Source organism: Neptunicoccus cionae, from assembly GCF_002860325.1.
In the GTDB taxonomy this organism is placed as follows: Bacteria; Pseudomonadota; Alphaproteobacteria; order Rhodobacterales; family Rhodobacteraceae; genus Amylibacter; species Amylibacter lutimaris.
In genome coordinates this window covers 262351-274751 of record NZ_PKOJ01000006.1, presented here as the reverse complement: position 1 = coordinate 274751, position 12401 = coordinate 262351, and the positions used below count along the sequence as shown (strand labels likewise).

Genomic DNA, 12401 nt, shown 5'->3' with positions numbered 1-12401 from the left:
CTAACGTGCAGCGGGGCAGACCAATGAACAGGAGGTTCGTATCATGTCTGCCCTGAATCTGATTTACAAAGACCGCATGACGTTTGGCATTGAATTGCCACTGGACCGCGACTGGTCTGAAGCCGGGCAACGCCTCGCCCGTATCGAGGGTCGTCCCTTTGGTGTGCCGGACATCTCAAATCCCGCCAAGGGCGTGGAACTGGCCGAGAACCTTGGCTTCGATGCGGTCTGGCTGCGGGACGTGCCGGTTCACGATCCGAGCTTCGGGGATGCGGGACAGGTCTTCGATCCGTTCCCCTATCTCGGCTTTCTTGCAGGCCGCACCCATCGTATCGCGCTTGGCACTGCGGGTATCGTCTTGCCGCTGCGGGATCCGATCCTGCTGGCCAAGATGACGGCCAGCCTGCACCATCTGTCGGGCGGGCGGTTTATCCTTGGCATTGCGTCCGGGGACCGTCCGGTGGAATACCCTCTGATGGGGCGGGACTATGAGGCCCGCGGAGCCACCCTGCGCGATCGCGTCGACCAGATGCGCACCCTCTGGTCAGGTGATGCGCTGCAAGGACCACAAGGCCCCGTCACCGTGCGCCCCTATGTGCCAGAAGGTATCCCGATGGTCATGGCCGGGATGGGCCAGCAAAGCCTGCAATGGATTGCCCGCACCTTGGACGGCTGGTTCACCTATCCCGGCCCTCCTGAGCAGGCCGAACGCCGTCTGTCGATGTGGCGTCAAGCGCGCACCGATGCTGGCCTACCCCCCGCGCCGGTCCTGTCCGTCATGCACCTGGACCTTGACCCTGATCCCGATGCGCCCTCTCGGCCAATCCAGTTCGGGAGCCGTATCGGTCGCAATGCGCTCATCACACATTTTCAATCGCTGCACGCTGCAGGTGTCGCCCACATCGCCTTTAACTTGCGCCAATCACAGCGCGAAATCGAAGACGTTCTGGCCGAGTTAGCCAAGCACGTCATCCCTGAGTTTGCACAAGAAAACACAATGGAAACAATAAAATGAGTATTACCCTTATCGGCCCTGCCCAAATTCCGTCCATGGGGTTCGGCACATTTCAACTTGAGCAAGATACGGTAGCCGATATGGTGGCCGCGGCGCTTTCCGAAGGTTTCCGCCATATTGATACGGCGCAGGCCTATGAAAACGAAGAGCAAGTTGGCGAAGGTTTGCGCCGCGCCGATGTCCGCCGCGATGAGGTGTTCCTTACCACCAAGATCCTGCCCGAGCACTTCTCGCCAGAAGCCTTCATCGCTGCGACTGAAGCGTCTTTGAAACGACTGGGGACGGACTATGTAGACCTGTTGCTCCTTCATTGGCCGTCGAGAGACGTGCCGATTGCCGACACCATTAGCGCGCTAAATGATCTGATTTCAGCGGGCAAAGTCCGCCATGGAGGCGTGTCGAATTTCACCATGGATATGGTCAACCAAGCACAGGCTGCGTTGAACACGCCGCTGGCCGCCAACCAGATCGAATTGCATCCGCTGATCGACCAGACACGGATGATCGCTCATCTCGACAGCAAGGGGATACCGGTCGAGGCCTATTCGCCGCTGGCACAAGGCAAGGTCATGGAGAACGCCACGCTGCGCGAGATCGGGAACGCACATGATGTGAGCCCAGCTCAGATTGCACTGGCTTGGATCCTGACGCGGCCCATGAGCATCGCGCTGCCCCGCACGAGTAACCCGGACCGGCTTGCCGATAATCTCCGCGCTGCAGATATTGTGTTAAGCGTAGAAGAGATCGCCCACATTGATGCCGTTGGTACAGCCGAAGGACGCATCGTTAGTCCGGGGACGCTCGCGCCCGAGTGGGATTGATCATATGTTGGCCCTGCGTAGATACCGTAGGGCCAATGAATCCCCAATGGCTGCTTTCTTTCCCGGATCCCTATTGGTGGGCGCGTGCAGCGAAACTCCGGTTATCACCCAAAATATCGATTGCTGCGATACAGCGTTAACATCTTGGCAGTAAACGACCCTTCGCTTTAGTTTGCGTCACGGTCAGCAACGCCGGACAAAGCACCGTTTCGGTTTGATTGCCGCCAAGGTCTGAATGACTAGGTGAGGTTCCCGCAATCGAACCTTCAATCAACAGGCGTGTCTCGCTCGGCACTGCGAAGCCGACTGAGTGTGACCGGTGTGATTCCAAGAAAAGATGCTATCAGATAATGGCCAAATAGCTCTTCGTAGCGCGGAAAATTCCTGCGAAACCATGCAAGTCGATCTGCGCCTCCGAGTGCGGCAAGGCACCACTCCCGGTCAGCTTTCCGCGCCAGCTCTTGTTGCAAAATGCCGTTTGCCCATTCGCGAATTGGCTCCGCTGCCACCATAAGCTCAGTCAAGGCGCGGCTGTCCAGTTGCGCAACCAGTACATCTGCATTCACGTCTATTGAAACGCGCGAGGCACCGTTTGAAACGCGCGAGGCACCGTTTCTGGTTCTCGCGACATTTGGTGCGACCACGCATGGGCCAGCGTGGAAGCCGACGCAAACGGCTCGGCCTTCGGTGTCGGTGATTTGGCTCGTCGCGCGCCCGTCAAGAATGATATGTTCAAATGGGTCTGGTTCGCCTTGGGTCGCAATGCGACGTCCCTTTTCTACATAATCAACACGCCATGCTGCCGCGAACCTACGCGCGTTAACTTTGTCCAAACCGGTCGGCGAACATGTCAGATAAGTAAACAGGTCCAAATCGCGAATCCCTTATCAAACGATAATGCCAGCTTTGCTTGCCCTCGGTACATCGGTGCGAAAGGGTAAGGAGAGCAACCAATGGAAATAACGATACCAACTAAACAGTACGGCCGGCAAGCAGCGCTCTTCGGTCTTGCCGCCGCCGGATTCTATCTGCTGATGGTCTTTGGCACTCTGGCGCACATCGAGGCTTTATCCGGCCTGCGCGCTTTCGACATGCGCCCCGGCGGATATTCGGCTGAACTGGCAAATTTGCTGATCGATGCCTTGGGAATTAGTGGGAGGAGGTATTACCTCACGCGACAAATTCCACTTGATCTAGCTTATCCTACGCTGATGGCGATGACCTTTATATCATTGTTCAATTGGTTTGGATCACGAGACGTAAGTCGAAAGCTTGTTCGAATTGGAATTTGGTTTTCTATTGCTGCAGCTATCGCTGACTATCTGGAGAACGCCGGCATCTGCCTCATGATCCTAAGCTGGCCAGAAATATCAGCCAACACTGTCACGGCGGCAAGTGTCGCTTCCATTGTGAAATCAGGCTTTACGACGTTTACTGTCTTGATCTTCTTGATTGGTGTCGGCTTTTGGGCGTTCAAAAGGAAACGTAGCTACGCCTGATTGATGCCTGCGGGTTGCCGCCACGGCGGATAAAACGTTCGCTCGCGTCCTAATTTTAACATCATGGGCGGCGATTAATATTCGATTTGATCGACTAAGATTGTATTTCAGACGCTAAGGGACTATGTACAAGATACAACGTTGTGGTCTTCTTCGGCAGCGGCACATCGCCTGCCAGAGCGGCCTTCGACTATCTATCATGAAAAAATCAGCTGTCACGCCGCTTTGCAGGAAACTGATGTTTGTGCGGATTGCCGATGCTTTCGCGCACGATCGCACCACCCTGCCAGTAGGTTCATTCGGTTTTCTGGCAAAAAATCCAGCGGTTAACGTTCGGCTCTAAGCAGCAAGCTGAAGTCCTATCGATTTAGAAACAGCTCTGACAAAATGTCTTGTCAGCGCGAAACACAGTGAGGCGGCACTTTCTCCGCCAAAGGATCATTAAAATGACATTTCCTGAATGGACGAAACCCGGCATCTACGGTGCTCTGGGTGGCGCGATTGCGGTTACTATCCTAGGCTTTACTTGGGGAGGCTGGACCACAGACGGCAACGCCCAAACGATGGCGCAGAACCTGGCAAAGGACGAAGTGACCTTGGCGATGGTTCCGGTCTGTCTCGACATTTCTGCGGCTGATCCAGAACGAATAGAAAAGCTTAACATTCTTCAGGATCTCTCAGGCTATGGTCGTCGCAACGCAATGATGGACACAGGCTGGGCGACCCGCCCAGGATCGGATAAGCCTGACCGAAACCTCGCAGACGCTTGCCTCGCGGGGCTTGAGCTCGATGGATCATAACTTTAGAGCATCGCGGCACTTGGCAATCGCAGTTTGCCCAACATCTGTTTTAACGGGCTTCCAAAAGATATGGATCGTTTTCGTAGGCCCGATTTTTGCACTTCTTCTCTTTGTAGTGCCTACGTTTGCTCAAACCATGCCGGAAAACGCCAGCGCCAAAAGCTACGGGGACGGTTGGGAATGCAACATCGGGTACCGTCTCAGTGACGAAGACTGTGTGGCTATCTTAATCCCTGAGAATGCCTATGAGACAAACCGTTCTTATGGCACCGGATGGGAATGTCTGCACGGCTTTCTCAATACCGATGATAAAGGCTGCATAGCGGTAGTCGTTCCCGATGGAGGGTTTCTAGACCATACTGGCGAACGCTGGCGCTGCCGGCGCGGGTTTATGAAAACCGGTGAGACCTGCAAGGAGATCGCCGTGCCTAAAAACGGCTACCTAATTGACTCAACCTACGGATCCGCTTGGAAATGTGACCGCGGGTTCGAAAAACTGAATGACGGTTGCACCGCAATCGCGGTTCCGCTCAACGGCTATTTAAACGGTTCTAATTATGGCCGGCCGTGGTCCTGCCAACGTGGTTTTTATGAACAGGATGGTCTGTGTATAGCCGTTGTCATTCCGGAATTCGCATATTTTGACGATGCTTCTTACAGCGAGGGATGGCGGTGCCACAGAGGGTATGCAGCGTCCGGCACCGGATGCGAGGAGATCATCATCCCCACTAACGGTCATCTCGACAGATCCGGGAGCCGTTGGGAATGTAACCGGAATTTCCAGAAGTCCAAAGGTCAGTGCGTTCTGAGAAACTGAACCTGCTGCACCCGAATCTGCGCCGCAACACCCCGTCAGGGATCATTTTCGCAATCAAAAGGAATATACCATGAAAACCGAAATCAAGACGTTAGAGTCCCTGCGCGGTGCGATCCAGAGCCCGCAAATGTCATCCGTGATCCATGATGCGCCGTCACGATCGACCCTTCAAACGCCGAACTCCACACCGCCCACAGCTGTTGTCTATTGTGAAGGCAACTTTGCCAGAATTGATGGCAAGACCGCGAACGGTCTGGTGCGCTATTCCGAAGCCTACAGGATTGTTTCAGTCATCGACAGCACCCATAGCGGCGCAAATAGCGGGCAGGTTCTTGATGGCGTAAGCAACCAGATACCAATTTTGAAGGATCTGGGCTCCGCTGTCGCCCGTGAGCCCTCGATCCCTGATACGTTTATCTACGGAATGGCTCCCTCAACAGGGCGGCTTTCCATCGTTGATCGTGGCGTTGTACTGGATGCAATCGCACGCGGTATGAATATTGTCTGCGGCTTGCATGAATACCTCAGCGACGACATCGAAATTGCGCAAGCCGCGTTGGATCAACAGGTCACTATCCGCGATATTCGCAAGCCCAAGCCCAGTAAGAACATGCGCTTGTTCGATGGCAGTGTCGCTCAGGTCGCTGCGCTGCGCATTGCTGTTTTGGGGACAGATTGCGCCATCGGAAAGCGGACCACGGCCACGGTACTGGCAGCTGCGCTGAATGCAGAGGGGATAAAGACCGTGTTGGTCAATACAGGCCAGACAGGACTTATGCAGGGGGCTAAATATGGCGTGGCAATGGATGCGGTGCCGCCCCAATTCTGTTGCGGCGAGCTTGAGGGCGCAATCGTTGCGGCATCTAAGGCCGAGCAACCGGATGTCATTCTGATCGAAGGCCAGGGCGCGTTGAGCCATCCCGCCTTCTGCACATCGGCATTTATCCTGCGCGGCAGCCAGCCGGACGCCATTATCCTTCAACACGCCCCAAATCGCATGCATCGCTGCGATTTTCCTGACATGCCAATGCCAACACCCGCGGGCGAGATAGCCTTGATTGAGGCGTTTTCGGATACCAAAGTTATTGGCATGACCCTCAATCATGAGGGCATGTCCGAAGACGAGATCACGATAGCGATTGTCGAGCAGGCTGAGATACTTAATCTGCCTGTGACCGATGCCCTTAGCCGACCCGCCGCGCATTTGTTGGCGATGGTTTTGGCCGCCTATCCCGGCCTACGGCAGGGAAGCCCATTGGTTGCGATTTGAATAGCCCGCGCCTGGAAGTAGATCTGCGCAAGATATCCCACAACACACGGACGATTGTCGGGCGGTTGCAGAGACGGGGAATCCGTGTGTCCGCGGTGACAAAAGCGGTGTGTGGTCATCCCGCTATCGCGCAAGCCATGCTGAACGGTGGCGCTGCGGGACTGGCCGAGGCACGGTTGAGCAATGTGAAGCGGTTGCGCAGGGCGGGGATAACTTGTCCGGTCACCATGATAAGGACGCCGATGCTGAGTCAGGTCGAAGAGGTCGTGCAACTCTGCGAGACGAGCTACAACACCGAGGTTTCTGTGATCAGTGCACTTGGTGCGGCGGCACTCCGGCACAATAAAGTGCACGGTATCATCCTGATGATCGAAATGGGAGACATGCGCGAGGGGATTTTGCCACAAAACACCCGCCACATGGTGCGGCGCATAATGGACACGCCCGGTGTGGCGCTAAAAGGCATTGGTGCCAATTTCGCCTGTCTGAATGGAATTGCGCCAACGGATATCAATATGCGGACCCTGTCGTTCCTTGCAAATGATATCGAGTGCCAGTTCCGGCTTCTCCTCCAGACGGTATCGGGCGGCAACTCGGCAAACCTGACTTGGGCGTTCGGGCCGCATGCTACAGGTCGGATCAACGATCTTCGCCTTGGGGAAGCGATCCTTCTTGGCGTCGATCCGATAACCGGGGCTCATATTGACGGCACGTATCGGGATGCCTTCACACTTGTCGCGGAAGTGATCGAGACAGATGCGAAATCCTTGCGCCCATTGCTGCGATGTGCGGACCAAACCATTGCAAAGAATTTGTTCTTCCCTGTCATATCAAAAACGACGCGGATCGTTCTCGCGATCGGGGAACAAGACACGGATGCGGCTGGGCTTTCGATGCCTGCCAATACAAAATTTGTCGGTGCCACAAGTGACCACCTTATTCTTGAAGCAAAGGATGTGACGCTCCTTACTGGTTCGGAAATTCGTTTTCAGTTGGGGTATGGCGCCTTGATGCATGCGATGGCGGCCCCTGACGTCGAAACAATTCTGCGCAGCGACCGATCCGCGCCAAATGCACATGATGCCCACGGTCCAGACAAACACCTGGCATCGGTCTGACCGATCCTACTCAGTTCAACCTAAGCTAGATCAAAAAGGAGGTTGCCCCTTGGCAAAGCTGATTAAAATGAATGTGTTCAAAGCGCACAGCCCCAATGTGGAAACACCGCTGGACAAGACAACCCGAATTGTCCGCGCAATCGTAGAAGAAGAGGCAGAGCAGCGACAAGCCAAGAACGACCGGCTTCGCAAGGCGCGCCTCAAGCAAGAGGCCAACCTTCAGCCAAAGCCGTCACGGTAATGCCTCAAACAGGCTGACCCTAAATCGCGATTGCGCTGACATGATCAAGAACGGTGCAAGCAAACTTGCGCTGGATCGCGTGCCAAGCATGGCAGACGCACTTGAATTTGACCCGGCGTTCCTGATGAGCAATGCTCTGGAACAGGCCGTCGGGCACACAGGCGCCAAAGCCATTCTCGACATCTTCGGGACGCCGGTGACGGAAAACGAACTGGGGTGGCTGGAGGTAATCCGCCTCGCGTCCGGAAATAACGATCTAAGGTTGAGTGCGCGGTCAAGGGCGGCACTACTCGCGATCTTCGGGAAGTAAGCGGGGCAGGGGCAAGTGCATAGAGTTCCGCGATTGCTGCTTTGACTGCAGCGCTGCAAGAAAAATACCTTTGCATCCAACACATCCATGTCGCGTAACAAGAGCGCCTTGGAGACAACTCTGCATTGCTAACAATTTGCTTGCCTCCAATCTCCGGCGAATATTTTCGGGGTCGTTCATCATGAGAGCTTGATTGATATTCCTCGATCCGATTGGCAGCTGTTCGTCCATTGCTTTGCCAGAAGAAAAGCAGGCTGAATTCCGGTTTAGGCGCTCACAGACCAATAGATCGCTGAGGATCAACTGTGATGTTGCGCAAGGGTCGAGGCATTCCTTAGGAGCGCCTGCTGGTCCAATTGAGGAAGTCGTCTCAACTCGTGCCGACTGTACTAAAGGGTGTGTACGGCCCAGAGCCGTCCTTGGCTAGGTACACCAGCACTGTATTGCGGCGGCACCAATTCAGCTATTCTTTAAATTTGTATATGTATTCAACGTACGTTTTCGAACGAGTGGGACAAAGCGATCCCAAGCCGGTATGTTGCCGAACAAATTGACCAGCTTGAGGACATCCTATGACGATCACCAATGACGATGAGCTAAACGGCCTTAAAGAAGTCGGCCGGATCGTCGCGAACACGATGCATCGGATGGCAAAAGCGATAGAACCGGGGATGACAACGCGCGAACTTGACGACATCGGCCGTACACTTTTGGACCTTGAAGGGGCGGTGTCGGCTCCGCAAGCAATTTACGACTTCCCCGGCGCGACCTGTATTAGCGTGAATGAAGAAATTGCTCACGGCATCCCTGGTGATCGCATTATCCAGGTCGGGGATTTGGTCAACATAGATGTATCAGCGTCAAAGAATGGTTTCTTCGCCGACAATGGCGCGACCTTTAATGTCGGCAAGGTCAAACCATCGCTGGAGCGCCTTTGCAAGGACGGGAAACGCGCGATGGAGATTGGTATCAGGCAAGTTGGTAGCAACAGGCCGCTTGCAGGCATTGGTAAAGCAATAGGCAGATTTGCGTCGGACCGCGGCTATACGCTCATACGAAATCTGGCTAGCCATGGCGTTGGGCTATCGCTTCACGAATATCCCACTGAAATCGCGACATGGCCCACCCGGGGCGACAAACGCCGCATCAACAAAGGACTGGTGTTGACGGTCGAACCGTTCCTGTCTTCGGGCGGCATTTGGGCCACCGAGCGCGAGGATCAATGGACACTCTATAGCGAGCCTGCCGCGCCTGTCGTCCAATATGAACACACGATCGTAGCGACAGATCGCGGGCCGATTACCGTTACGCTGCCAGGCTGAGCTGACGGCCCGCCGGCTTCAGCGGTGTCAGCGGCCCGAATGTATGTACCGGCTGCTGTTCGCAAATGATTTCTGGCATGTTCTCGGAAGTCGCTCATATGTATTCGGCCTGTTGATCGACACGCGGGTCGTGGCCTTGTTGGGGTTACGCACGCGCCGTGATCTCATTAGCGGACAGGTCGATTATGACCATTTGGGCCGTCAGACTCTGGGGGCGTAATTTTTCCGTTCCATGCTTTGCTATCTATCGCGAACTCCTTTGGATTGCTGAGGGTCGATCAGATACCGACAGCAACCTCATCTCTTGGCGTGTCAAACGCTGTTTTATGTCTCAAAATGCTCCAGGCCATGCGCGCCAGTTTATTTGCAAGGGCGATGGCGCCCTTGTTTCGATGCATGCGGTCTGACGCTCGTATCAGCCACTGGCCAAAGCTAAAGTCGGGCCATCAATGTGGCCGCATCATGATGACTTTTGCTGCTTGGACGAACAGCATCCGTAGATATCGACTTCCTCGTTTCGAGATCCGCCCCAAGATCGTTCGTCCACCGGTGCTGTATTGTCGGGGAACGAGGCCGACCCAGGCCGCAAAGTCACGACCGCGATCAAAGGCTTCGCCTTCACCTACCGCCGCGACCATCGCCGTGGAAATCATCGGACCAATACCAGGGATCGTCATGACATTTCGGCAGTTCTCCTCGGTACGGCTGATCTCTTCGATCTCTGCGGAGACCTTGTCGATGCGGTCATCCATCCACATCCAGTCGCCGTAAAGGCCGATCAAGATAGAGCGCATCCGGCGTGATATCTCATCTTTGCGCTCATCCAGGATCGTCTCAAAGGAATTCTTCAGCGCGCGCAGGCCTTTGCGGACAGTGATCCCTTGTTCCATCAGAAAGGCGCGGATCTGATTGATCGTTGCTGTACGACGCGACACCAGACGTGAGCGCACACGATGCAACGCCTGTAGGTCGAGTTGGTCCTGCGTCTTCTCGGAGACCGCCTTCAAGTTTGGCCGCAGCGCAGCCTCGGCAATTGCCTCAGCGTCATTATAATCGTTCTTCTGACCTTTGTTGAAAGGCTTCACATAAATCGCAGGGATGATCCGAGGCTCAAAACCCATCTTGCGCAACGTCCTGCTGACAAAACGCGCACTCAGGCACGCTTCCATCCCAACAATACACCGTGGCAACTTCTCAAAAGTCGCCACCAGGGCAAGCCGTTTAATCTGTTGACGGATCACGCGTTGCCCACTGGGATCAAAACCAACCAAATGGAAAGTATCTTTGCCGATATCGATGCCTACAGACATCAGTTCATCAAATTCAATCTTCGCCATGCTACTTCTCCTATATGCAGGTGAAACTAAGCTCAGTCTAACCTGCTGGGTGAAGCAGCCGGTACATCCCATTACCGGACATTGCGTCAGTTCCAACTGCTGCAATACAGCACGCCTAAAGCTGCCGGTCGACCAAATGGGATTTATTCAGTTGTCGACTTCGAACTTACAGTCCATCCTGAAAACATGAATAAAGAGATCTACGCCCGAATTCGGAACATGTTCGACGTTCCACAAATGCAAAACAACCTAAGAGGTCTTTGGGTTGAGGCGATGGTTTGCGAGATCTTGGGCAGAGGTTGCACGCACACCGGAAGTGACTGGGCAGCATGGGACCTCGAACGGGAAGATGGGCTGCGAATTGAGGTCAAGCAATCTGCTAAGCAACAATCTTGGGGCACATCTACCGGGCCACCTCGTTTTGGTATTGCGGCGGCCAAAGGACATTATCCTGACGGCAAAACCTACATTTCCAACGATTCAGGCTGCCGCCTGGCTGACATCTATATATTTGCATGGCATGACGGGCAGGATCAAAGAGAAGTTTCGGAATGGATATTTTATGTGGTAGACGCCAAACTATTACCAAACGGTCAGAAAACGGTAGGCTTGCGCACCATACAGAAACTAACCGAATCTGTCACCGCGTCGACGCTTCGCAAACGGGTTATGCAGATGCGAAACTAACGGCCCAAATGTAAGTACCGGCTGCTGTTCGCACATGGTTTCTGGCAAGTTCTCGGAAGTCGCTCATATGTATCCGGCCTGTTGATCGACACGCGGGTCGTGGCCTTGTTGGAGTTACGCACGCGCCGTATCTCATCAGTTGCAAGGTCGATTATGATCATTTGGCCTATCAGACTCTGGGGGCGTAATATTTCCGTTCCATGCTTTCAAACTATCGCGAACTTCCTTGGATCGTGGTGGTGCCTTAGACGCCAGCCATGATCTCTTCTTTGGGTGCATCAGACGCCGTTTTATGTCTCAATATACTCCACGCTATCCAAGCCGATTCATTCGCCAAGGCGATGGCCAGCTTATTGCGATGCATTCGCTCTGATGCGCGGGTGAGCCATGTACCGAAGCTAAAGACCGACCATCGGAGCGGCCGCATCAGGATGACCTTGGCCGCCTGAACGAACAGCATGCGCAAATGCCTGCCTCCACGTTTCGTGATCCGTCCCAATATAGTTCGGCCGCCCGTGCGAATTGCCGAGGGACCAACACTAGCAAAGCCGCAAAGTCGCGACCACGGTCAAAGGCCTCACGTTCACCGACAGCAGCCACCATCGCCGTCGAGATCATCGGGCCAATTCCGGGCACCGTCATCACGTGGGCGCAGTTCTCTTCCGTCCGGTTGATGTCCTCGATCTCTTTTGAGACTGTATCGATCCGATCATCCATCCACATCCAATCACCATAGCGTACGATGAGTATCTTGCGCATCCGCTGTGATATCTCATCTTTGCGTTATTAAGAATGGTTTTGAAGGAATTCTTCAATGCGCGCAAGCCTTTGCGGACCATTATACCCTGTTCGATCAGAAACGCACGGACCTGATTTATTGTTGCTGTTCGACGCGACACCAGACGTGACCGCACGCGATGCAATGCTTGTAAATCGAGCTGGTCCTGGCTCCACTCAAAGACCGCAGTCAAGTTCGGGCGCAGCGCCGCCTCAGCGATGGCTTCCGCGTCATTGTAGTCGTTCTTCTGGCCCTTATTGAACGGCTTTACGTAGATCGCTGGAATAATCCGAGGCTCAGAACCCATCCTGCGCAGGGTGCGGCCGACAAAATGCGCACCCAGACATGCTTCCATCCTGGCAATACACCGTGGCAACCTCCCGAAA

Annotated in this window: 14 protein-coding genes and 2 pseudogenes; 12 read left to right on the top strand and 4 right to left on the bottom strand. The window is 54.5% G+C overall.

Features of this window, described 5'->3' with window-relative positions; all coding sequences use genetic code 11:
* The first annotated feature begins 43 nt into the window (after nucleotides 1-43).
* Nucleotides 44-1015: a TIGR03571 family LLM class oxidoreductase gene (locus tag C0U40_RS15090; RefSeq protein ID WP_101656627.1), complete on the top strand. Its 972-nt coding sequence runs from the start codon at nucleotides 44-46 to the stop codon at nucleotides 1013-1015.
* Nucleotides 1012-1836 (top strand): aldo/keto reductase, encoded by an 825-nt coding sequence (locus C0U40_RS15085; RefSeq protein ID WP_101656626.1) that lies wholly within the window; start codon nucleotides 1012-1014, stop codon nucleotides 1834-1836. The genes C0U40_RS15090 and C0U40_RS15085 overlap by 4 nt, the downstream gene beginning before the upstream one ends.
* Before the next feature lie 266 nt (nucleotides 1837-2102).
* Here C0U40_RS15085 and C0U40_RS15080 read toward each other — a convergent pair whose 3' ends face one another.
* Entirely contained in the window at nucleotides 2103-2708 is a 606-nt protein-coding gene (locus tag C0U40_RS15080; protein ID WP_101656625.1) for a Crp/Fnr family transcriptional regulator, read from the bottom strand.
* A gap of 81 nt (nucleotides 2709-2789) precedes the next feature.
* Here C0U40_RS15080 and C0U40_RS15075 point away from each other — a divergent pair, with 81 nt between their 5' ends.
* The 9 genes from C0U40_RS15075 (at nucleotide 2790) to C0U40_RS20230 (ending at nucleotide 9433) form a co-directional block, all read left to right on the top strand.
* Nucleotides 2790-3335: a hypothetical protein gene (locus C0U40_RS15075; protein ID WP_101656624.1), complete on the top strand. Its 546-nt coding sequence runs from the start codon at nucleotides 2790-2792 to the stop codon at nucleotides 3333-3335.
* A gap of 446 nt (nucleotides 3336-3781) precedes the next feature.
* A complete protein-coding gene (locus C0U40_RS15070; protein ID WP_101656623.1) occupies nucleotides 3782-4135 on the top strand; it encodes a hypothetical protein in 354 nt (117 codons plus the stop codon).
* A 19-nt stretch (nucleotides 4136-4154) separates the two neighbouring features.
* Nucleotides 4155-4952, top strand: a complete 798-nt coding sequence (locus tag C0U40_RS15065; RefSeq protein ID WP_286135016.1) for a hypothetical protein — start codon at nucleotides 4155-4157, stop codon at nucleotides 4950-4952.
* 70 nt (nucleotides 4953-5022) lie between these two features.
* Entirely contained in the window at nucleotides 5023-6222 is a 1200-nt protein-coding gene (locus tag C0U40_RS15060; RefSeq protein WP_180957721.1) for a DUF1611 domain-containing protein, read from the top strand.
* A complete protein-coding gene (locus C0U40_RS15055; RefSeq protein ID WP_101656622.1) occupies nucleotides 6219-7340 on the top strand; it encodes an alanine/ornithine racemase family PLP-dependent enzyme in 1122 nt (373 codons plus the stop codon). The genes C0U40_RS15060 and C0U40_RS15055 overlap by 4 nt, the downstream gene beginning before the upstream one ends.
* 49 nt (nucleotides 7341-7389) lie before the next feature.
* Nucleotides 7390-7581, top strand: coding sequence for a hypothetical protein (locus C0U40_RS15050; protein ID WP_101656621.1), 192 nt, complete (start codon nucleotides 7390-7392; stop codon nucleotides 7579-7581).
* Between the two features lie 40 nt (nucleotides 7582-7621).
* On the top strand, nucleotides 7622-7891 hold the full coding sequence (locus C0U40_RS15045) for a hypothetical protein (protein ID WP_180957720.1): 270 nt from the start codon (nucleotides 7622-7624) through the stop codon (nucleotides 7889-7891).
* 572 nt (nucleotides 7892-8463) lie between these two features.
* On the top strand, nucleotides 8464-9213 hold the full coding sequence (gene map / locus C0U40_RS15040) for a type I methionyl aminopeptidase (protein WP_101656620.1): 750 nt from the start codon (nucleotides 8464-8466) through the stop codon (nucleotides 9211-9213).
* A 43-nt stretch (nucleotides 9214-9256) separates the two neighbouring features.
* On the top strand, nucleotides 9257-9433 hold the full coding sequence (locus C0U40_RS20230) for a hypothetical protein (RefSeq protein ID WP_180957719.1): 177 nt from the start codon (nucleotides 9257-9259) through the stop codon (nucleotides 9431-9433).
* 58 nt (nucleotides 9434-9491) lie between these two features.
* Here C0U40_RS20230 and C0U40_RS15035 read toward each other — a convergent pair.
* Nucleotides 9492-10550, bottom strand: a pseudogene (locus C0U40_RS15035) (IS110 family transposase).
* Between the two features lie 81 nt (nucleotides 10551-10631).
* Here C0U40_RS15035 and C0U40_RS15030 point away from each other — a divergent pair.
* Nucleotides 10632-11237 (top strand): hypothetical protein, encoded by a 606-nt coding sequence (locus C0U40_RS15030; protein ID WP_101656619.1) that lies wholly within the window; start codon nucleotides 10632-10634, stop codon nucleotides 11235-11237.
* A gap of 244 nt (nucleotides 11238-11481) precedes the next feature.
* On the opposite strand, the pseudogene C0U40_RS20425 reads toward C0U40_RS15030, so the two are convergent.
* Both C0U40_RS20425 and C0U40_RS20420 read right to left on the bottom strand, forming a co-directional pair.
* Nucleotides 11482-11840: pseudogene (locus tag C0U40_RS20425) on the bottom strand (transposase).
* Nucleotides 11841-11878: 38 nt separating this feature from the next.
* Nucleotides 11879-12322, bottom strand: a complete 444-nt coding sequence (locus C0U40_RS20420) for an IS110 family transposase (RefSeq protein WP_353616046.1) — start codon at nucleotides 12320-12322, stop codon at nucleotides 11879-11881.
* Nucleotides 12323-12401: the final 79 nt, after the last annotated feature.

Bases quoted from the DNA above. Each gene is read 5' to 3' on its own strand.
- C0U40_RS15060 (WP_180957721.1), top strand. From the start codon at position 5,023: ATGAAAACCGAAATCAAGACGTTAGAGTCCCTGCGCGGTGCGATCCAG.
- C0U40_RS15045 (WP_180957720.1), top strand. From the start codon at position 7,622: ATGATCAAGAACGGTGCAAGCAAACTTGCGCTGGATCGCGTGCCAAGC.
- C0U40_RS20230 (WP_180957719.1), top strand. From the start codon at position 9,257: ATGTACCGGCTGCTGTTCGCAAATGATTTCTGGCATGTTCTCGGAAGT.
- C0U40_RS15075 (WP_101656624.1), top strand. From the start codon at position 2,790: ATGGAAATAACGATACCAACTAAACAGTACGGCCGGCAAGCAGCGCTC.
- C0U40_RS20420 (WP_353616046.1), bottom strand. From the start codon at position 12,322: ATGGGTTCTGAGCCTCGGATTATTCCAGCGATCTACGTAAAGCCGTTC.
- C0U40_RS15090 (WP_101656627.1), top strand. From the start codon at position 44: ATGTCTGCCCTGAATCTGATTTACAAAGACCGCATGACGTTTGGCATT.
- C0U40_RS15085 (WP_101656626.1), top strand. From the start codon at position 1,012: ATGAGTATTACCCTTATCGGCCCTGCCCAAATTCCGTCCATGGGGTTC.
- map (WP_101656620.1), top strand. From the start codon at position 8,464: ATGACGATCACCAATGACGATGAGCTAAACGGCCTTAAAGAAGTCGGC.
- C0U40_RS15070 (WP_101656623.1), top strand. From the start codon at position 3,782: ATGACATTTCCTGAATGGACGAAACCCGGCATCTACGGTGCTCTGGGT.